General features: G+C 66.8%; 13 protein-coding genes. 5 read left to right on the top strand and 8 right to left on the bottom strand.

Annotation, left to right across the window (positions count from 1 at the left end):
* Positions 1 to 202: 202 nt before the first annotated feature.
* The 6 genes from ACP7AD_RS12970 to ACP7AD_RS12995 form a co-directional block, all read right to left on the bottom strand.
* The gene (locus tag ACP7AD_RS12970; protein ID WP_426147990.1) at positions 203 to 553 is read right to left on the bottom strand and encodes a hypothetical protein; all 351 of its coding nucleotides are present in this window, start codon (positions 551 to 553) and stop codon (positions 203 to 205) included.
* An 18-nt stretch (positions 554 to 571) separates the two neighbouring features.
* Positions 572 to 1,828, bottom strand: coding sequence for a murein transglycosylase A (mltA, locus tag ACP7AD_RS12975; RefSeq protein ID WP_426147991.1), 1,257 nt, complete (start codon positions 1,826 to 1,828; stop codon positions 572 to 574).
* Between the two features lie 104 nt (positions 1,829 to 1,932).
* A complete protein-coding gene (locus tag ACP7AD_RS12980) occupies positions 1,933 to 2,559 on the bottom strand; it encodes a response regulator transcription factor (protein WP_426147992.1) in 627 nt (208 codons plus the stop codon).
* A 1-nt stretch (position 2,560) separates the two neighbouring features.
* On the bottom strand, positions 2,561 to 4,654 hold the full coding sequence (locus tag ACP7AD_RS12985; RefSeq protein ID WP_426147993.1) for a two-component system sensor histidine kinase NtrB: 2,094 nt from the start codon (positions 4,652 to 4,654) through the stop codon (positions 2,561 to 2,563).
* Positions 4,655 to 4,658: 4 nt separating this feature from the next.
* Entirely contained in the window at positions 4,659 to 5,465 is an 807-nt protein-coding gene (locus ACP7AD_RS12990) for a carbon-nitrogen hydrolase family protein (protein WP_426147994.1), read from the bottom strand.
* Positions 5,462 to 9,649: a YhdP family protein gene (locus tag ACP7AD_RS12995; RefSeq protein WP_426147995.1), complete on the bottom strand. Its 4,188-nt coding sequence runs from the start codon at positions 9,647 to 9,649 to the stop codon at positions 5,462 to 5,464. The genes ACP7AD_RS12990 and ACP7AD_RS12995 overlap by 4 nt, the downstream gene beginning before the upstream one ends.
* Before the next feature lie 74 nt (positions 9,650 to 9,723).
* Between ACP7AD_RS12995 and glnE the strand changes: the two genes are divergently transcribed.
* From glnE to ACP7AD_RS13020, 5 genes are all read left to right on the top strand, one after another.
* Positions 9,724 to 12,669 (top strand): bifunctional [glutamate--ammonia ligase]-adenylyl-L-tyrosine phosphorylase/[glutamate--ammonia-ligase] adenylyltransferase, encoded by a 2,946-nt coding sequence (gene glnE, locus ACP7AD_RS13000; protein WP_426147996.1) that lies wholly within the window; start codon positions 9,724 to 9,726, stop codon positions 12,667 to 12,669.
* A 328-nt stretch (positions 12,670 to 12,997) separates the two neighbouring features.
* Positions 12,998 to 14,431: an efflux transporter outer membrane subunit gene (locus ACP7AD_RS13005; protein ID WP_426148070.1), complete on the top strand. Its 1,434-nt coding sequence runs from the start codon at positions 12,998 to 13,000 to the stop codon at positions 14,429 to 14,431.
* 89 nt (positions 14,432 to 14,520) lie between these two features.
* Positions 14,521 to 15,708 (top strand): efflux RND transporter periplasmic adaptor subunit, encoded by a 1,188-nt coding sequence (locus tag ACP7AD_RS13010; RefSeq protein WP_426147997.1) that lies wholly within the window; start codon positions 14,521 to 14,523, stop codon positions 15,706 to 15,708.
* A complete protein-coding gene (locus ACP7AD_RS13015) occupies positions 15,705 to 18,839 on the top strand; it encodes an efflux RND transporter permease subunit (protein WP_426147998.1) in 3,135 nt (1,044 codons plus the stop codon). Before ACP7AD_RS13010 ends, ACP7AD_RS13015 begins: the two co-directional genes overlap by 4 nt.
* A 74-nt stretch (positions 18,840 to 18,913) precedes the next feature.
* Entirely contained in the window at positions 18,914 to 19,636 is a 723-nt protein-coding gene (locus ACP7AD_RS13020) for an HNH endonuclease (protein ID WP_426147999.1), read from the top strand.
* Positions 19,637 to 19,703: 67 nt separating this feature from the next.
* On the opposite strand, the gene ACP7AD_RS13025 is transcribed toward ACP7AD_RS13020, so the two are convergent.
* Complete coding sequence (locus ACP7AD_RS13025; RefSeq protein WP_426148000.1) at positions 19,704 to 19,958, bottom strand: Txe/YoeB family addiction module toxin; 255 nt, start codon at positions 19,956 to 19,958, stop codon at positions 19,704 to 19,706.
* Positions 19,955 to 20,206 (bottom strand): type II toxin-antitoxin system Phd/YefM family antitoxin, encoded by a 252-nt coding sequence (locus ACP7AD_RS13030; RefSeq protein ID WP_426148001.1) that lies wholly within the window; start codon positions 20,204 to 20,206, stop codon positions 19,955 to 19,957. Before ACP7AD_RS13030 ends, ACP7AD_RS13025 begins: the two co-directional genes overlap by 4 nt.
* Between the last annotated feature and the right edge of the window lie 62 nt (positions 20,207 to 20,268).

Genomic DNA, 20,268 nt, shown 5'->3' on the forward strand with positions numbered 1-20,268 from the left:
CATCAAAGCCTTTATCATGCCCTGCTGACCTTGCTCAGAAGCAACCCGCTTTAATCGCCTCTGCTTCCTAAGCCCCTATTTTAATAGCAAAAACTGTCGGGTATCTTGAGTGCTGTGATTGCCAGCCGGGGTGATTGCGCGCAGGTCGTTATTTCAGCGCCCTCTGTTGCTAATTTTTTACAGCGGAATTCAGCTGTAAGCCTCACTCCCGAATGCAGCGAATCACCGAAGGCTGCAACAAATACTGAAGCACCGTCTCGCGTCCGCCAGCGCCCAGACCAAACTCGGCGCGCAGCCGCGGGTTGCTGTAGATGGTCTGCGCACCCTGGCCGCCGGCATCGCGCAGCAGTACGTCGTCGCCGCGCGCGCCTTTCAGCACGGCCGTGTCATTGACAAACCTGACGGTGAACTGCAGGCCCTGCTCGCAGCGGTAAACCGGGCTTGCCGAGGTGGCCAATGGCCCGCCGCCTGTCGGGCCGGCGCAGCCTGCCAGTGCCGCCACACCTGCGAGCAGCATCCATGACGCCATGCGCTTGCCCAGAATTTTGTTCATGTTGCTGTCTTTCAATGTTTATTTGGGCCACAGCGCCCACAGCCTTAGCGGCTGGTTGACGCGCGAGGCCAGCAAGCCGGCATCGATGCCGGTTCCGGCAAAATAATCGGCTCGCACAGCGCCAACGATGGCGCTGCCGGTGTCCTGCGCCAGCACGAGCTTTTGCAGGTTGGCAGCGCCGCCGCGCGAGGCCAGCCAGACCGGCGTGCCGTAGGGAATGCTGCCCGGATCGACCGCAATCGAGCGGCCCGGCGTCAGCGGCACGCCCTGCGCGCCCTTGGGGCCGAAGCCGGCGTCGAATTCGCTCAGCGGCTGCTCCTGAAAAAAGGTGTAGCGCGGGTTGCTCCAGAGCATTTGCTGCACCCGCTGGGGGTTCCTGAACGCCCAGGCCTTGGTCGATTCGAGCCAGGGTGCGACCATCTTGCCCTCGCCTTGGTCGAGCAACCACTGGGTCACGCTGCGAAACGGCTGCTCGTTGGAGCCGGCATAGGCCACGCGCACGACGCGCTGGGAGCCGTCGGATTCAAGGATGCTGAGCCGGCCCGAGCCCTGGATGTGCAGCGACATCACCTCAACCGGGTTGTCCACCCAGGCAATCTCGCGGCCGCGCAGCGCGGCCCGGGCCTCGGGCAGGGTGTCGATTTCCTGGCGCGAGAACCATGGCTTGCGGCTGCCCAGCGTGGCCGGCGTGCGATACAGCGGCACCTCGTAGCCGACGCCCGGCCGGCGGCTGGCCCTGAGCACCGGCTCGTAGTAGCTGGTCAGCAGGCCGTCGGCGCTGCCCTGCAGCGATTCGACCCGGTAGGGCTGCAGGCGGGCAACCATCCAGGCGCGCTGGTCCTGGCTGGAGGCAATGCTCAGGCGCCGGACTTCGCCGCACAGCGGGGCAAACACCGGGCCGGGCCGCTCGCAACTCTTGATCCAGGCATTCCAGGCTTCAAACAGCGAATCTTCCTCGAAGCCCGGCAATTCGGACCACTGGACCGGCACCCAGCGGCTTTTCTGCAGGAGCCGGGGCGGCGGCAGCGGCCCCGCATCGCCTGGACGCACGCCAGCCGGAAGTGGCGCGCCGCCTGGCGTGGACATAGGCGGCAAAGGCACGCTGGTGCAGGCGGCCAAAAATGCGGCGATGGCGATAATCGACGCCTTGCGCCCTGACGGCCTTAACGGACTTGACCCCCTTGGCCGCTTCGGGCTTGCTGTCGCTTTCCAGGAATTAATCATGGCCTTACTTTTACTCGAAGCGCTGGGTGCGCTGCTGCTGCTGGTGTTCATGGTGTGGTGGACGATGTTTTCGGGCCGTCAAAAGGGCGAACTGAAGGACGAATCGGCGCGCGCGGCGCCAGATACAGAGAAAGAAGAAAAATAAGGCGCATCTGCTACAGATTGCGTAGCAGATTGGCCAGCTCGACCGCCGACTTGACGCCCATTTTCTCAAAAACCCGGGCGCGGTGCACTTCGACGGTCCGCACGCTGATATCGAGCTGGTCGGCCACCAGCTTGTTCGGCAGTCCTTCGACCACCAGCAGCATCACCGCGCGCTCGCGCTCGGTCAGGCTGCCCTGCTGGGCGCGCAGGCCGGTGGCCTGGCTGTGCTGGACCAGCGCGCAAGCCGACTGGGCCAGCGCCTGCTCGATGCGGTCGACCAGCGCATTGTCGGAAAACGGCTTTTCAAAAAAATCGAAGGCGCCGCGCTTGACTGAATCGACAGCGGTCGGCACGTCGGCATGGCCGGTCAGGAAAATCACCGGCAGGGTCGGCAGCAGGCCGCAGGTGATCAGCTTTTCAAACATCGCCAGGCCGCTGAGCCCGTTCATGCGCACATCAAGCAGCACGCATGACGGCGAGGCAACCTGAAAGCCTTGCGACACCCGGTCATCGAAGGCTTCGGCGCTGGCAAACGACTCGCTGGGCAGCCGCCGGGAGCGCAGCAGCCAAGCCAGCGCGTCGCGCACGCCCTTGTCGTCGTCCACGATGTAGACGGTAGCATTGTGAATCGGTTCCATGTCAGCTTTCTCCGGGCGTGTTCTGCATTGCGGCCCCGGTTGCCGACGAAGCAGTAGCCACCGGCAGGGTAAAGCTGAAAATAGTACCCTGCGGCTGCGCGCTTTCATAGCCGAGAAAACCGCCATGCTGCTCGATCACCGTGCGGCACAGGCTCAGGCCCAGGCCCATGCCTTCCTTCTTGGTGGTGAAAAAAGGCGTGAACAGCTGACGGGCCGCCTCGCCGGAAATGCCTTCGCCCTGGTCAATCACTGCGAATTCGACCCACTGGCTATGCGCATGGGAGGCGGCCGGCCGGATGCGCAAGGTCAACACCTTGCCGGAGGGCGCCAGCGCCGACTGGCCGGTTTCGTCGCAGCACTGCATGGACTGCATGCCATTGCGCGCCAGGTTCAGCAGCACCTGCTCGACCATGGTACGTTCGCACAGCACCGGCGGGCAGGTTTCATCGACTTCCAGGCTGATGCGCATGCCGAGCTTGCGCGCCTGCAGGATCACCAGCGGCATGATGGCGTCGAGCAGCGCGCGCGGCGCAACCGCCTCGCGCACGCGCTCGCTGCGGCGCACAAAGTCATGCACGCTCTTGATCACCTTGCCAGCGCGTTCGGCCTGCTCGGCAATGCGGCGCATCGCCAGCTGCAGGTCCTCTAGCAACGCTGGCGCATCGGGCGCGGCATCACCGGTTGACTCATCCGCCAAGAGATTGAGCGAGCCGGTGGCATAGCTTGAAATGGCCGCCAGCGGCTGGTTCAGCTCATGGCTGAGCAGCGACGCCATTTCGCCGACCATGGCCAGCCGGGCGCTGGCCTGCAGGCGGTCCTGGCTGGCGCGCGAGATTTCCTCGTTGCGCCGCTGCTCGGTGACATCGAGGATGGCGCTCATCCAGCCAGTGTGCTTGCCCACGGCATTGATCAGCGGCGCCTCCATGATGAGCACCGGAAACCGGGTGCCGTCCTTGCGCATGAAGACCGACTCATGGCCTTCGCGGGGCAGGTGGTTGCCGGCCAAGCGCATTTCCTGGCGGCGCTGGTAAACGCCGGCCAGCTCGGGCGGCCAGTAGGGCGAGGGCATGCTCTGGTTGAGCAGTTCGCGGGCCTCGGCCCCGACCATCTTGCAAAAAGCCGGGTTGACATAGGTGATGCGGCCCTGCAGATCCCGGGCGCGCAGGCCCGTCAGCAACGAGTTCTCCATGGCCTTGCGAAAGGCCAGCGCCTCGCCCAGGTCGTTCTCGACCTGCAAGCGCCGCCGCATGTCCCGGCCCAGCAGGAACAGCACGACCAGCAAGGCCAGCGCCATGGCCGCGACCAGCGCCGTCAGGACATTCGGGAACAAAGCCGGGGTGCCGAGCCGGTTTTCCATGCGGACCACCATCGTGCTGCCTGGCAGGTCGAGCAACTGGCGGGCGACGAAGGTCCGGCTTCCGCGCGCCGATGTCCCATGCATGGCCAGGCGCGTTCCGTCCGCCTCGGTCAGCGCCAGACCGACGCCTTGCGACAGCGGCTTGCCGACCAGTTCGCTGAGCAGGCTCTGCAGCGAATAGGTGGCCACCACATAGCCGGTCACGCGGCCTGCGTCCGTCAGGGGCAGGCACATGTCGGACACTTCCATGCCCAGCCCGTCGGATTGCGGCAAAAAATAGCTGGTCGAATAGACCGGGCCACTCATGCGGCGGGCTGCGGTGCAGGGCAGGCTCACATCGGCCTGCACGCTGTTGCGGTCAAGCTGCTTGAACACTGGCTTGCGAAACGGTGTCTCGACAAAGCCCAGCATGCCGAGGGTTTCGTCGCGCCACTCCAGCCGCAGGATTTCCCGGTGCTCGTGCAGCAGCTGGGCCGCCGGCACCTGCCAGGCCTGGGCGCTGCGCTCGCGGGCATGCAGGGCCTGAAGCGCCTGCAGGTTGCGGTTCAGGCCGGAGCGGATGTCGGTCACGGCCAGTTCCGCATGGTCTTCGAGCCGGGATTGCACCAGGCTGGACTCATAGCGTCCGGCCAGCCAGACCAGCAGCCCCAGCAGCGCCACCACCAGCGCCAGCAGCAGCAACCACAGGGAACCGCGCCGGCTGGCCCAGCCGTCAAGCCGGGGAAACGTCAGCGCCATCGGTTCATAGCACTCTGTGGTTCAGCGCGGGGAGGCGCTGGCGAACCTCCTGCAGCCGGCTGGCCTGCAACTCGCTAATGACCACGCCCGGGCCCTCGGCCTGCTCGGCCAGGATCTCGCCCCAGGGACCGACCACCATGCTGTGGCCCCAAGTGCGGCGGCCGTTCTCGTGAACGCCGCCCTGCGCCGCGGCCACCACATAGGCCAGGTTTTCAATCGCCCGGGCACGCAGCAGCAGCTCCCAGTGCGCCTGGCCGGTGATGTAGGTAAAGGCGCTGGGCAACAGCAGCACATCGGCCTTCAGGGCGCGGTACAGCTCCGGAAAGCGCAGGTCGTAGCAAACGCTTAGGCCGACCGTGTAGCGGTGGCCATCGCGCGATGCCAGCTCGAAGCGCACCGGCTGCGTGCCGGGGTCAAGCACGCGGGTTTCGTCATGCTCTTCCTCGCCCTGGGCAAAGCGGAACAGGTGGATCTTGTCGTAGCGCGCGACGCAGGCGCCCGAAGGCGCATAGGCCAGCGAGGTGTTGCGCGCACGGTCGGCATCGCCGGTGGCCGTGGGCAGCGTACCGCCGACAAGCCACATCCCGAGTTCGCGCGCCGAGCGGCTCAGGAAATCCTGGATCAGGCCGCTGCCGGCCTGTTCCCGGACCTTGAGCTTGTCGGTGTCCTTCATGCCCATGATGCAGAAATATTCGGGCAGGACGGCCAGTTCGGCGCCCTGGTCGGCCGCCTGGGTCAGCAGCAGGCGCGCTGCGTCCAGGTTGGCCTGCACGCCGGTGCCTGAGACCATCTGGATGGCAGCTGTTTTCATGGTTTGTGTGTCTCCGATGTGGTCTCGCCCGCCTGGGCTTTTGCCCGCGCCTTGCGGTCAACCTTGGTGATTATGGGGTCGTACCAGCTTCCGTCAATCTGGAATTCCTGCGTGGCCGCCTCCATCAGTGGACGGCGCAGGAACATCTGCGCCAGAAAGCTCCCCAGGCCGACCACCGGATTGATGGCGGTGGCAATCAGCGAAGCCGTTCCGGCGTTGATCTCGGGCACCACGACCACCTTGAGGTTTTGGGTTTCATCGGCGATGCCGGCCCGGCCTTCCATCAGCACGGCGGCATTGACGCCGCTCATCTGCAGGTTGTTGGTCTGCGCCACGCCGCGCCGTATCGTGACATCGCCGCGAATGAAGTCAAAGGCGAAACCCTGCGAGAACACATCGCGGAAATCCAGCGTCAGCCGGCGCGGCAGGGACTGCAGGCTGAGCACGCCCAGCAGCTTGGCAATGCCCGGGTCGGCCTTCATGAACTGGCCGGACGCGACGTCCACATGGAATTCCCCGCTCAGGCTCGGATAGTCCAGGCTCAGCGGCGAACCCATCCAGGCGACCTGCCCTTGCAGCGTTCCCTTGCCGCGCCGGATCACGCCTTTCATGCCGAAACGCCCGAGCAGCTCGCCCGAATCGGCAATCTCCAGCCTGAAGTCCATGCTGGCCCGGCGGCGCTCGTTCAAGGGCCGTGCGGCCCGGGGACCGGCGGGCAGGGCCGCCCAGTTGCCGGTGGCGGTCAGCACGGCCTCGGGCAAGATGACATTGAACTTGTTCAGCCGCCACTCGCGCACGCCGCCCTCTGCCTGCGCCCCGACCCGGTTGATGGCCTCAATTTCGACCCGTCCCAGCTTCTTGCCGCGCAATTCGAGGTCTTCGACCACGATGTCGAGCGCCGGAATGCTGGCGGGCTGCTCGTCGAGGATCGCCTCGACCTCGCTGGCCTCGCTGGCGGCCAGGCTCAGGCGGGCAAGCCGCGCATAAACGCGTCCGGCGCCCTGCGCGCCGGGCTGGCGAAACTCCAGGTAGCCGTCCAGCTCGTCAGCATCGATGTTGGCGCGCCAGTTCAGGCCGTCGCGGCTTGCGCCGGCCACCACGTTGTTCAGGCTGCGCCCCTGCACCTTCAGCTCTTTGGCGCGTATCGCCACCACGTTGGGCAGGTAACCCATGGCGTCGGCCGGCCCGGCCGGCGCGCTGGCGGCCGGCTGCGCCACGCTGGCGCCGCCGGCCTGGCCCAGAATGCTTTCCCAGGCATCGAGGTCCAAGACTGGCAGGTTGACATGGGCGCCGACGCCGGTGGGCGGCGCAGGCGTCGATTCGCCGGCCTCCAGCCCCACGCCGATGCTGCCCCGGACCACGCGCACGTCGGTGCCGCTGAGGTCGCGCAGGTAGCTGATGGCCGCCACCCGCCCGATGCTGAGCGTCAGCTGGTCCTGCAGCGCCTTGCCGGCGTCCATCGAACTGGCCACCAGCTGGTTTTCAAAGCGCAGCGGCAAGGCCGTCTCGGCCGCCTTGGCCAGCGGGGCCGGCAGGTTCAGCGCCATGCCCTGCAGGCTGCTCGACACCATGACCTCGGGCACGCCCTGCCGGAACAGCAGCGTCGCGGTGTAGGCGGTGCTGCCGCTGATGTGCGCGGCCACGCCGGGCGCCAGCCCGAGTTCGGTGGCCTGGCGCAGCCCGTCGGCGGTCACCGTGCCCTGCGCCCGGAAGGCAACACTGGTCTTGGGACCGGCGGCAGAAGCCAGCGGCCGTGTTCCGCCATCAATCCGGACCTCTCCGCCGAGCAGCCGCGCCTGCGCGCTGGCCACGCTGAAACCCTGTTCGGTCACGTTTACCACGCCCTTGAGCTGGCCAAGCAGCGGCGCCTGGGCCAGGAACTTCAGGTCATTGCCCGGCAGCGTCACGGTGCCCTGGACCGTTGACTTGTCGATATCGTCGATCGGCAGGCGCAGGCGAAAGCGGTAGTCGGCCACGCCCGTGGCACTGGCGCCCGCCAGGGCATGCTCCGTCATGGCGCCAAGGGGCGACGTGTTGACAAAACCCAGCGCGTCCGACAGCGCGCCCTTGAGCTCCACCGCCACCTCGACCGCCGGCTGGTGTTCAAGATCGGCGATGCGCGCCTCGCCCTTGAGCAGCTGCAGGCCCGGCAGGCCAGCGACCTTGCCGCTGGCGGCCTTGACTTGCAGCGAAGCCCGGCTGAACAGCAGTTCGCCGTTCAGCTCGGTCAGCGCTGGCCAGGGCGCGGCGCCGGGCGGCTGCAGCGCCTTGGGAACATAGACAAGATGCCCGTTGCGCACCTTGGCCGACACCTGAAAGTCGCCCTGGGCCGGGTCGGCAAACGGAAGGTGCCAGACCGGTCCCTTGACCTTGAACTTGACATCGCCGACCTGGCCCTTGATCACCGCATCGCGCACATAGTGGCGCGCCTCGTCGCCCAGCACCAGCGGCAGGTAGCGGTGCACCCGGCTGCCGTCGGCCCGGCTCAGGCTGCCCTGCAGGTCCAGGATGCCGGGAAAGCGGCGGTCGGCCGGCTCGCCGGCTTCGGGCGGACCGGCGGCAGCGTCATCGGTGCGCCAGCGAACCTGCGCCTGGCCCTGGGCGTCGGCATTTTCAAACTTCAGGTCGCGCAACTGCAGGTCGATCTTTTCGTCCGCACTTTTCCATTGCGCCTGCACCGACAGCTGGTCCAGCGGCAGGCGGGTTTCCTCAAAAATCCCGGGCAGGTCGAGCGAGCCTTTGGCGATCTTCACGCTGGCCTGGCCGCCAGCCTGCGTGAGGTTGAAGTCCACCGTGGCGCCGCTCAGGCCTGGCCGGCCGGGAACCGCCTGCGCGCCGGACGCAGCGGCTGCGGCCGGCAGCGCGGCAACGCTCAAACCGGCCACGCGGCCCTTGGCGGCAAAGGCCGACGGGTCGTTGAGCGGCCCCTGCCAGCGGGCGTCCAGTGTTTCCACCAGCCCCCGGGGCGCCAAAGAAGCCACCAGCGCGTGCGCCGACGGCTCCAGCGGCAGGCGGCCGGCAATCCGGGCCAGCGCGGCCAGGTCCAGCCGGTCAGCCTTGAGCGTGGTGTGCGCGGGCGTGCCGCGTGACCCGCTGGCATGCACCAGCGCCAGGTTGCCGCCCGGCCACTGCAGGCCGTCCCGGGTGCTGAACTGCAGAGCCTCGGTGCTGAAGGCGAATCCGCCGGCATGCTGGCTCGCCGCCACGCGCCCGGCCAGGGTGTTGAAGGCCAGCGGCTCCAGCTTGGCGCCCAGCCGGGCATCGACATCGCGCAGCGCCACATCGACCAGCGCGCCGGTGACTTTTCCCTTGCTGACGTCGGACCAGGCGCGCAGCGCGCCGTGCCCCCGGTTCAGCGCGATGCCGAGCTTTTCCAGGCCGGCGTACTGCTGGACGCGGGACACATCGACCCGGGAAAACTCGCCATACGCCTGTCCGCTCCAGTTCAGAAAATCGCCGCTGCGCCGCGACAGCAGCGGCTGCCTGAAAATGGCCCTGAGGCTGAAGCGCTCGCCCCATTCGGCCGGCGGCGTCGCGTCCAGCCGCATCAGGTGGCGGTGCCGGCCGTTGCGCATCACCGCGTCCACCTGGCCCAGGGCCAGCGGCGGCGCCGGCCGCAGCTCGTCGGTCCAGCGCAGGGTGCCGCCGCGCACGACGAATTCGGTCTGCGAGAACAGCCAGTCAGCCACGGCGCTGTGGCCGGTGTCGGTGTCTTTCGAGACATCCAGGCCGCCGACAAAGATTTTTCCGTCGGCAGCGCGGCGAATATCGATTTCGGGCCGCTCGATCACCAGCTGCTCGAAGCCAAGCCCCCACAGCGAGGAAGGAGAAAGCGTGCCCAGCACCTGCGGCAGGCGCACCGCCTCGCGCCCCTGGGCATCGAGCAACACCACGTCATGCAGCTCGAACGACGGAATCGCACCCAGCGATTGGCCGGTGATGCGGCCGATGCGCACCGGCACGCCGAGCGCCTGGCTGGCCTGGGCTTCCAGCTGCGGACGGAAATCGGCGATTCGCGGCACAATCCAGCCGTGCAGCACGCCCCAGCTCAGGCCGAACAGCAGCCAGGCCGTGGCAACCAGCCAGAGCAGGCCGCGCAGGGCCACGGCGATCCATCGCAGGCGCCGGGACGGCGGGGATGGCAGGGCGGGGGAAGCGGACGGGCTGATGGGGATGGGCTCCATTGACCGGAGAATTATGACCGCCGACGGTTTGACCGGCCGGCGCAGAACCACGAAGTTTGTGAAGTAATGTTGTGATGACTGATTCCTCGACTGGCTGTGCAAAAACCCTGGTTCCCGCAGAACTGACCGACCCCGATGCTTCGCCGGATGCCGCGTCCTATTCGCGCTTTGTCCAGCGCATTCGCCGCCGCTATGCCGACCAGATGCCGCTGCTGGCCGACGGCGCGCCGCTTCGCCCGGCGATGCAGACCACGCTCGATGCGCTGTTGGCCAAAGGACTGGACACCGGCGCGGCGCTGCGCGTGCTGCGCCAGCTGGTGCTGGAACGGCTGGCGGTGCTGGACTGTAGCCCCCACGCTCCGCCGCTTTGCGGGTCGCTGCCCCCCGAGGGGGCGCTGCGCCTGCGGCCCGGCGAAGCCGGTTCCGCGGCCCCTGCTTGCGGTCCAGCGCAAAGTGTTGTGGCCTATACGCCCCCCGAGGGTGCTGAACCGGCGCTGTCCGCCGGGGTGCCGGCCGTGGGCGTTGCGCTGCAGGTCATCACCGGCGCCATGACCGAGTTGGCCGAACTGGCGCTCGACGTGGCCATGCGGCACTCCCGGGCGGCGCTTGATGAACAGCATGGCGCGCCCCAGGCCAGCGGCGGCGGGCCGGCGCGCATGTGGGTGGTCGGCATGGGCAAGCTGGGCGCGCGCGAACTCAATGTGTCCAGCGACATCGACCTGATCTATGTCTATGACCACGACGGCGAGACCGCCGGCCGCCTTGACGGCCGGGGACAGATTTCCAACCACGAGTATTTCGCGCGCCAGGTCCGGGCGGTGTTTGGCCTGATCGGCGATGCGACCGAGCACGGCTTTGTGTTCCGGGTGGACCTGGCGCTGCGGCCGAACGGCAATTCGGGTCCGGCGGCCGTGTCGCTCAGCGCACTGGAGGAATACTTCCAGGCGCAGGGCCGCGAATGGGAGCGCTTTGCCTGGCTCAAGAGCCGGGTCGTGGCGCCGGTCGAATGCATCGGCGACGGCTCGGCGCAGGCCTTGCGCGGCGCGGTGCTGCCCTTTGTGTTCCGCCGCTACCTCGACTACAACGTGTTTGATGCGCTGCGCGTGCTGCACCGGCAGATCCGCGAGCATGCGGCCAAGCGCTGCGCCGGCCACCCGGAACGCGCCAACGACGTGAAGATGTCGCGCGGCGGCATCCGCGAGATCGAATTCACCGTGCAGGTGCTGCAGGTGGTGCGCGGCGGGCAGTTCCCCGAGCTGCGCACCCGCTCCACGCTGCAGGCGCTGCAGCGCGTCGCGCATGCCGGCCTGATGCCGCAGGACACCGCCGACGCCATGGCCCGGGCTTACCAATTCCTGCGCCGCGTCGAGCACCGCATCCAGTTCCTGGACGACCAGCAGACCCATGTGCTGCCGACCCGCGACGACGACCTGGCCTGGATCGCCGCCACGATGGGTTATGCCAACAGCTGCCTTTTCCTGCATGACCTGGACACGCACCGTGAACTGGTCGCCGGCGAATTCGACATCCTGCTCGGCGGCCAGCCCGAATGCAAGGGCAAGGGATGCCGGCAGGGCGCCTCGCCGGCCCAGCAGCTCGACGACCTGCTGGAGCAGCTGCCGCACGACTGGCCGGTGCTGTTCAGGAGCCGGCTGGCCGCGTGGCACCAGCATCCGCGCATCCTGTCGCTGCGCGAGGATTCGCGCGCGCGCCTGAGCCGCCTGGTGCAGCTGACCGCCCAGTGGCTGATCGAAGGCCGGGTGAGCGAAGAGGCGGCGCTGCGGCTGATCGACTGGATCGAGCCGCTGCTGCGCCGCGAGAGCTACCTGGCGCTGCTGATGGAGCGCCCGTCGGTGCATGAACGCCTGCTCGGGCTGCTCGGCGCGGCCAAGTGGCCGGCGCGCTACCTGATGCAGCATCCCGGCGTGATCGACGAGCTCGCCAGCGACGAGCTGATGGATGAGCGCTTTGACGCTGCCGCCTTTTCCCAGGACCTGCAGCAGCGCCTGGCCTCGCTGCGGCGCACCGGCGAGGATGACGAGGAAACCTGCCTGAGCCTGCTGCGCCGCGCCCACCATGCCGAGGTGTTCCGCACCCTGGCGCGCGATGTCGAGGGCGTGCTCAGCGTCGAACAGGTTGCCGACGACCTGAGCGCGCTGGCCGAGGTGATCCTGGACATCACCGTGCACTGGTGCTGGCAGCACCTGAAAAACCGGCACCGCGAAAAGCCGCAGTTCGCCATCATTGCCTACGGCAAGCTCGGCGGCAAGGAACTGGGCTACGGCAGCGACCTGGACATCGTCTTTGTCTACGACGACGACGACGAACGCGCGCCCGAGGTGTATGCCGGCTTCGTGCGCAAGCTGATCAACTGGCTGACCCTCAAGACCGCCGAAGGCGACCTGTACGAGATCGACACCGCCCTGCGGCCCAACGGCAATTCCGGCCTGCTGGTCACGCCGTTTGAAGCCTATGCCAACTACCAGCAGCGGCGCGGCAGCAACACCGCCTGGACCTGGGAACACCAGGCCATGACACGCGCCCGCTTCGTGCTGGGCAGCGAGTCGCTGCGCCAGCGCTTTGACGAGGTGCGCCGGGCGGTGATCACCGCGCCGCGCGACCCGCAGGCGCTGAGCCGCGAAATCGTCGAGATGCGCCTGAAAGTGCGTGGCGCGCACCCTGTCAGGGACGGCAAGTTCGATGTCAAGCACAGCCCCGGCGGCATGGTCGATGCCGAATTCGCGGTGCAGTTCCTGGTGCTGTCGCAGTCCGCGCAGCACCCTGAGCTGGTTGACAACGTCGGCAACATCGCGCTCTTGCTGCGCGCCGAAACCGCCGGCCTGTTGCCCGACGGTGTGGGCCAGCACGCCGCCATGGCCTACCGCGAACTGCGGCGCGTGCAGCACCGCGCGCGCCTGAACGAAGAGCCGACGCAGGTCATGCCGCCCGCGCTGCAGGCCGAGCAGGACGCCATCCTGGCGCTGTGGAACGCGATCTTCAAGCCGGCGCTAACCACGTAAACCACGTAAACGACGTAAACGACGTAAACGACGTAAAGGATGCCGTGGCCGGCAATCATTCCCCTGTGTCATTCCCGCGCAGGCGGGAATCCAGTCGTTGTTCAAACACCGTGCGTCCTGCCGTCACCGGACTGGATCCCCGCCTGCGCGGGATCGACGGCAAGTTATGCCCTGCCCTGATCCGGGGTTCACTGCAGGGTCATGCGCTGCCTGCACAATCACGAGTTTTGCAACTCGCGCGGCAACGGCAGGATGGCAAGGCATGAAGACATTGAACAAAGACCGTGATCACACCGCATCGGCAAGGCGCGTGCGGCCGGCAGCGCTGATGGCGCTGGCCGGCGCGCTGATCCTGGCGGGCTGCGCCGCCCTGCCCGCGCCGCCCGCCGTGTCCGCGCCCGTCCCGCCACAGTGGCAGGCGGCCCTGCCACACCAGGGGTCGCTGCGCAGCCTGGGCCAGTGGTGGCAACTGCAGGGCGACCCGCTGCTGGCCGAACTGGTGGCCGCCGCGCAGGCCGTCAGCCCGACGGTGGCCGCCAGCCGCTCGCGCATCGAGCAGGCGCGCGCCGCCCGGGTGGCCACAGGCGCCGCCCTGCTGCCGTCGTTTGACGCCTCGGCCAGCCTGAGCCGGGGCCGCTCGCAGCAGGCCAGCGCCGAAGGCAGCGTGCCCGTGGTCAGCACCGCGCAGGCCGGGCTGCAGGCCGCCTGGGAACTGGACCTGGCGGGCGGCAACCGCGCCGGCCTGGATGCCGCGACACAGCGCCTGCTCGGCGCCGATGCGCGCTGGCACGAGGCCCGGGTCTCGGTGGCCGCCGAAACGGCCAACCAGTATTACAGCCTGCGCGGTTGTCGCGAACTGGCCGGCGTGACGCGGCTGGACGCCGACTCGCGCAAGGAAACCGCGCGCCTCTCCAGCCTGAGCCGCGAGGTGGGCTTTACCGCGCCCGCCACCGACGCCCTGGCGCGGGCCAGTGCCGCCGAGTCGCGCGGCCGGAGCATTCGCCAGTCCGCCCTGTGCGAGCTGGACCTGAAGGCGCTGGTCGCCCTGAGCGGGCTCGCCGAGCCCGATTTAAGACAAAAACTGGCTCCCGCGCAGGCGCAGCCTGCGCAAGAAGCTATGTTTTCAATAGCATCCGTTCCGGCCGAAGTGCTGGCCCAGCGGCCTGACGTGTTCAGCGCCGGGCGCGACGTGGCGGCGGCCAGCGCGGATGTCGGCAGCGCGCAGGCGGCGCGCTACCCGGCGCTGGGGCTGAGCGGCGCCATCGGCCTGGCCGGCTTGCGCGCTGGCGGCAGCAGCGTCACGCTGGACACCTGGACCATCGGCCCGCTGGCCCTGAGCCTGCCGCTGTTCGACGGCGGCCGGCGCGCCGCCAACGCCGACGCCGCGCAGGCGCGCTACGAGGAAGCCGCCGCGCTGTACCGCGCCAGCGTGCGCCAGGCGGTGCGCGAAGTCGAGGAAGCGCTGGTCACGCTGCAAAGCACCGGCGCGCGCCAGGCTGATGCGCAGGCAGCGGTGGACGGCTACCGCGCCGCCTTCACCGGCACCGAGGCGCTGTATAAAAACGGCTTGGCCAGCCTGCTGCAGCTCGAAGACGCCAGGCGCACCCTGCTGGCGGCGCAAATCAACCGCGTGACGCTGGAGCAAGAGCGCCAGGCCGCCGGCGTCGCGCTGTACCGGGCGCTGGGCGGCGGCTGGACGCCGGCGCTGGCGCCGCTGCAGGCCACGGCCAGCGCCGGGCAGATGCCAGCCAACGCCCCTTAGAGCGCATCAGCCTGACTTGCACAAATGACGTTTGCCTGCATCGTTGCCTGGCCCGCCCCTTTCCTGATTTCCCTGACTGACTTTCCACCATGAACAAACCCACCGCCAAGTCCGTCATCGTTGCCGCCATTGCCGTGCTGGCGGTCGCCGCCGGCGCTTTCTACTTCCTCGCGCCCGGCCGGCAGGCGGCGGCGAAGCCGGCCCAGACCGCGCCCAAGCCCGCCCTGACCATCACCGCCGAAACGCCGCAGACCACCCGCCTGCCGATCCGGCTGGCGGCCAACGGCAACATCGCCGCCTGGCAGGAAGCCGTCATCGGCGCCGAGTCCAGCGGCCTGCGGCTGACCGAGGTGCGCGCCAACGTCGGCGACGTGGTCAAGGCCGGGCAGGTGCTGGCGACGTTCTCAACCGACAGCGTGCAGGCCGACGTGGCGCAGGCGCGCGCCAGTTTGCTGGAGGCCCAGGCCAACGCGTTTGATGCCGCTGCCAACGCCGAGCGGGCGCGCAGTCTGCAAAGCTCGGGCGCGCTGAGCGCGCAGCAGATCAATCAATACCTGACGCTTGAAAAGACCGCCAAGGCGCGCGCCGAAGCCGCGCAGGCGGTGCTCGGCGCGCAGCAGCTGCGCGGCCGGCAGACGCAGGTGCTGGCGCCCGACAGCGGCGTGATCTCGGCGCGCACCGCCACCGTGGGCTCGGTCGTCGGCAGCGGCGCCGAGCTGTTCCGCATGATCCGCCAGGGCCGGCTCGAATGGCGCGCCGAAGTGACATCCGCCGAACTCGGCCGCATTCAGCAAGGCACGCCGGTCAGCGTGGTGCCGGCCAGCGGCGGCGAATTGCGCGGCCGGGTGCGCATGGTCGCGCCCAGCGTCGATCCGTTGACGCGTTCGGCGCTGGTCTATGTCGACCTGCCTGCCTCGGCGGGCAAGGCTTCGCCGGCAAAGGCCGGGATGTTCGCGCGCGGCGAATTTGAACTGGGCGCGACCGACGCCCTGACCGTTCCCCAGCGCGCGCTGGTGGTGCGCGACGGCTTCAATTACCTGTTCCGGCTCGGAGCTGACAACCGCGTCAGCCAGCTCAAGGTGCAGACCGGGCGGCTGGCCGGCGACCGGGTCGAGGTGGTGTCGGGCTTGATGCCCGATGCGCGCATCGTCGTCAACGGCGCGGGTTTCCTGAACGACGGCGATCTGGTGCGCATTGGCCAGGAAAATGAGTCAAATCAGCCTCCCGCGCAAGCTAGGCCTGCGCCAGCAGCTATCAAAAATGGAGCAACACCATGAACGTCTCCTCCTGGTCCATCAAGAACCCGATTCCGGCGGTGATGCTGTTCGTGCTCTTGAGCTTCGGCGGCATGCTGTCCTTCAACGCCATGAAGGTGCAGAACTTTCCCGACATTGACCTGCCCACGGTCAGCGTCTCGGCCTCGCTGCCGGGCGCGGCGCCCGCGCAGCTGGAAACCGAGGTCGCCCGCAAGCTGGAAAACTCGATTGCCACGGTGCAGGGCCTCAAGCACATCATGACCAAGGTGCAGGACGGCAGCGTGAGCGTCACCGCCGAATTCCGGCTCGAAAAGCCGGTGCAGGAAGCGGTGGACGACGTGCGCTCGGCCGTGGCGCGCGTGCGCTCGGACCTGCCCGCCGACCTGCGCGACCCGGTGGTCAGCAAGGTCGAACTGGCCGGCCAGCCGATCCTGGCGTTCACGATTGCCTCAACCCGCATGGACGCCGAGGCGCTGTCGTGGTTTGTCGACAACGACATTGCGCGCAAACTGCTGGCGGTGCGCGGCGTCGGCGCGGTGAACCGGGTCGGCGGCGTGACACGCGAGGTGCGCGTGGCGCTGGATGCGTCCAAACTGCAGGCGCTGGGCGCCAGCGCCGCCGACATCTCGCGCCAGCTCAAGCAGGTGCAGACCGAAAGCGCCGGCGGGCGCACCGACCTGGGCGGCAGCGAGCAGCCGGTGCGCACGCTGGCCACCGTCAAGTCGGCGCAGGAATTGGGCGCGCTCGAACTGGCGCTCAGCGACGGCCGCAGCATTCGGCTCAGCGATGTCGCCACCGTCAGCGACACCGTGTCCGACCCGCGCTCGGCCGCGCTGCTCGACGGCAAGCCGGTCGTCGGCTTTGAAGTCGCGCGCAGCCGGGGCGAGAGCGAAGTCACCGTCGGCGCGGCGGTGCAGGCGGCGTTGGCCGACCTCAGGCTCCAGCACCCCGACCTGGTGCTGACCGAAGCCTTCAATTTCGTCAAGCCGGTGGCCGAAGAATACGAAGGCTCGCTGGCGCTGCTGTACGAAGGCGCCATTTTGGCGGTGCTGGTGGTATGGCTGTTTTTGCGCGACTGGCGGGCCACTTTTGTCTCGGCGGTGGCGCTGCCGTTGTCGGTGATTCCGGCCTTCATCGGCATGTATCTGCTGGGGTTTTCGATCAACACCGTCAGTTTGCTGGCACTGTCGCTGGTCATCGGCATTCTGGTGGACGACGCGATTGTCGAGGTCGAGAACATCGTGCGGCATCTACGCATGGGCAAGACGCCGTATCAGGCGGCGATGGAGGCGGCCGATGAGATCGGCCTGGCGGTGGTCGCCACCACCTTCACGCTGGTCGCGGTGTTCTTGCCGACGGCCTTCATGAGCGGCATCGCCGGCAAGTTCTTCAAGCAGTTCGGCTGGACGGCGGCGCTGGCGGTTGTCGCCTCGCTGATCGTGGCGCGGGTGCTGACGCCGATGATGGCGGCCTATATTTTGAAACCCATCGTCGGCGACCACAAGGATCCTGGCTGGCTCAAGGTCTATATGCGCGCGTCCACTTGGTGCCTCAAGCACCGCGTGGTCACCATGGCCATGGCGACGCTGTTTTTCGTTGGCTCCGTGCTCTTGATTCCGTTGCTGCCCACCGGTTTCATCCCGCCCGATGACAACTCGCAGACGCAGGTTTACCTGGAATTGCAGCCCGGCTCAAGCCTGAAGCAGACCGAAGCGGCGGCCGAACAGGCGAGGCTGATGATTTCAAAAGTCGAGCATGTGCGCAGCATCTACACCACGATAGGCGGCGGCTCGGCGGGCAGCGACCCGTTTGCCGGCTCGGGCGCGGCCGAAACCCGCAAGGCCACGTTGACCGTGCTGTTGAGCGAACGCGGCGACCGGCCGCGCAAGCAGGGCATCGAGAACAAGATGCGCACGGCGCTGGAAGCCCTGCCCGGCGTGCGCAGCAAGGTCGGCCTGGGCGGCTCGGGCGAAAAATACATCCTGGTGCTGACCAGCGAGGACCCGCTGGCCCTGAGCGCCGCCGCGCGCGCGGTGGAAAAGGACTTGCGCACCATTCCCGACCTGGGCAGCGTAGCGTCCAGCGCCAGTTTGATCCGCCCCGAAATCGCCGTGCGGCCCGACTTTGCTAGAGCCGCCGACCTCGGCGTGACCAGCGCCGCGATTGGCGAAACCCTGCGCATCGCCACGCTGGGCGACTACGACGTGGCGCTGCCCAAGCTCAATTTGTCCGAGCGCCAGGTGCCGATCGTCGTCAAGCTGGCCGACGCCGCGCGCCAGGACCTGAGCGTGTTAGAGCGCCTGTCGGTGCCGGGCGCCCGGGGGCCTGTGATGTTAGGGCAGGTCGCCACGCTGACCATTGCCAGCGGCCCGGCCATCATCGACCGCTACGACCGCTCGCGCAACGTCAACTTCGAGATCGAGCTGTCCGGCCTGCCGCTGGGCGATGTGACCAAGGCGGTGCAGGAACTGCCCACCGTGAAAAACCTGCCGCCCGGCGTGAAGGTGGTGGAAGTGGGCGACGCCGAAGTCATGGGCGAGCTGTTCGCCAGTTTTGGGCTGGCGATGCTGACCGGCGTGCTGTGCATCTACATCGTGCTGGTGCTGCTGTTCAAGGACTTTTTGCACCCGGTGACGATTCTGGCCGCCCTGCCGCTGTCGCTGGGCGGCGCTTTTGTGGGCCTGTTGATCGCCGACAAGAGCTTTTCCATGCCGTCACTGATCGGCCTGATCATGCTGATGGGCATAGCCACCAAGAACTCGATCCTGCTGGTCGAATACGCCATCGTCGCCCGGCGCGGCAACGACGGCAGCGACGGCCACCCGGTGGTGCCGGGCATGACCCGGCTGGAAGCGCTGCTGGATGCCTGCCACAAGCGCGCCCGGCCGATCATCATGACCACGCTGGCCATGGGCGCAGGCATGCTGCCGATTGCGCTGGGCTTTGGCGCGGCGGACTCCAGCTTTCGCTCGCCGATGGCGGTGGCCGTGATCGGCGGGCTGATCACCTCGACGGTGCTGAGTCTGCTGGTGGTGCCGGCGGTGTTTACTTATATGGATGATTTGGAGCAGTTCATCCGGCGCATGGCAGGGAAGGTGCGGGGGAAGCCGGTTGAGGTGGTGACGGCGCGGGCTGGGGAGGTAGGGCCGTGAGAGACGCCATCGACTTAAGCGGTAGCGTGCCGCCTCAAGCATGACAAGGAACAAAAGGCAATTACAAATCACCCATGAAAATCACGCAAACTCAAATTGAAGCCATCTACGAAGTCGCAGTGAAAATATTCGCTGACCAGTTGGCGCTTAAAACAGGTGTCAAGTTACTCCAAGAGCAATATCAGTGGAATCCAAACTCCGCGAGGTATTACATCAAAGGCCACAGTCTGATGATGCAGGGCGAGCTATTTGAACGCACGATGAATGCGCCAGCGACCGACTACTTTTTAAGCCGAATTGCAAAAGACTTAGGACCGCTTGCCTTGGAAAAAGCTGTCAGTGCAGTGCGTAAGCACATTGAATACTATGAAGGCATTAGGCCTGTTACTTTGCAAGCACTGAGCCTAGTTGCAGCAAAGTATGAGATCTCAGTTCCAAAGCCTATTTCTCTTGCCGAAGAGGAGGAATCATTTCGTGCGGAGGTCAAACTAGCCTTCGGAGCTACGGCTGAACAACGGCAGGCGCAACTGAACACTTCTCCCAAGCTTCCCGAAAAGGTAGCACGGCTTATAGAGACTTTCAAACGAAGTCCCTACGTGGTCGCTGAAGTCCTCCATCGTGCGGCCGGTGTCTGCGGATCATGCCTCAAGGCAGCGCCATTTAAGCGAAAGAAAGATGGCGCTCCGTATCTGGAGGTACATCACAGAAAACTACTTTCTCATGGAGGCGAAGACACAGTGGCAAATGCAATCGCTTTATGTCCAAACTGCCACAGAGAACTTCACTATGGCGGGTAAGCGCCTAGCCCGTCCATTGACTGGATTCCAGCCTTCACGAGAATGCCAGTCAATGCCTTAGGTGACATCAATAGTGATACCGAAGCTGCGCCAGCAAAAGCGCATCGCCTTCCACCTTGTAAACCATGCGATGTTCATCGGTGATCCGGCGCGACCAGAATCCTGACAGCGCGTGCTTCAGTGGCTCGGGCTTGCCGACACCGGAGAACGGTTCGCGCTGCGTTTCCCGAATGAGCTTGTTGATGCGCTCGACCATCCGCTTGTCGTGCTTTTGCCAGTAGAGGTAATCGTCCCAGGCCTCGTCCGCAAAAATCAACTTCACTGGGCCAGTTCCCGCTCCGTGCCCTTGCCGGCGGTGAGCTGGGCGGCGGCGGCCAGCAGGCGTTTGGCGTTGGCGGGACTGCGCAGCAGGTAAGCCGTTTCTTCCAGCGCCTGAAAATCCTCCAGGGATAGCATGACGACGGATTGTTCCCCGTTGCGGGTGATGATCAAGGCTTCATGGTCGTTGCACACTCGGTCCATGGTGCTGGCCAGATTGGCGCGGGCGGCAGAGTAGGTGATGGCATCCATGACGTGTCTCCTGATATGTACGTTTTATTGTACAACCATGAATGAATGGAGTGCAAGCCGGC

This window comes from Polaromonas sp. DSP2-3-2b2, assembly GCF_049895905.1.
In the GTDB taxonomy this organism is placed as follows: domain Bacteria; phylum Pseudomonadota; class Gammaproteobacteria; order Burkholderiales; family Burkholderiaceae_C; genus Polaromonas.

What these genes read in the sequence shown, in the direction of transcription:
- ACP7AD_RS12970 (WP_426147990.1), bottom strand. Translation starts at nt 553, where the DNA reads ATGAACAAAATTCTGGGCAAGCGCATGGCGTCATGGATGCTGCTCGCA.
- mltA (WP_426147991.1), bottom strand. Translation starts at nt 1,828, where the DNA reads ATGAACACCAGCAGCAGCAGCGCACCCAGCGCTTCGAGTAAAAGTAAG.
- ACP7AD_RS12980 (WP_426147992.1), bottom strand. Translation starts at nt 2,559, where the DNA reads ATGGAACCGATTCACAATGCTACCGTCTACATCGTGGACGACGACAAG.
- ACP7AD_RS12985 (WP_426147993.1), bottom strand. Translation starts at nt 4,654, where the DNA reads ATGGCGCTGACGTTTCCCCGGCTTGACGGCTGGGCCAGCCGGCGCGGT.
- ACP7AD_RS12990 (WP_426147994.1), bottom strand. Translation starts at nt 5,465, where the DNA reads ATGAAAACAGCTGCCATCCAGATGGTCTCAGGCACCGGCGTGCAGGCC.
- ACP7AD_RS12995 (WP_426147995.1), bottom strand. Translation starts at nt 9,649, where the DNA reads ATGGAGCCCATCCCCATCAGCCCGTCCGCTTCCCCCGCCCTGCCATCC.
- glnE (WP_426147996.1), top strand. Translation starts at nt 9,724, where the DNA reads ATGACTGATTCCTCGACTGGCTGTGCAAAAACCCTGGTTCCCGCAGAA.
- ACP7AD_RS13005 (WP_426148070.1), top strand. Translation starts at nt 12,998, where the DNA reads ATGGCGCTGGCCGGCGCGCTGATCCTGGCGGGCTGCGCCGCCCTGCCC.
- ACP7AD_RS13010 (WP_426147997.1), top strand. Translation starts at nt 14,521, where the DNA reads ATGAACAAACCCACCGCCAAGTCCGTCATCGTTGCCGCCATTGCCGTG.
- ACP7AD_RS13015 (WP_426147998.1), top strand. Translation starts at nt 15,705, where the DNA reads ATGAACGTCTCCTCCTGGTCCATCAAGAACCCGATTCCGGCGGTGATG.
- ACP7AD_RS13020 (WP_426147999.1), top strand. Translation starts at nt 18,914, where the DNA reads ATGAAAATCACGCAAACTCAAATTGAAGCCATCTACGAAGTCGCAGTG.
- ACP7AD_RS13030 (WP_426148001.1), bottom strand. Translation starts at nt 20,206, where the DNA reads ATGGATGCCATCACCTACTCTGCCGCCCGCGCCAATCTGGCCAGCACC.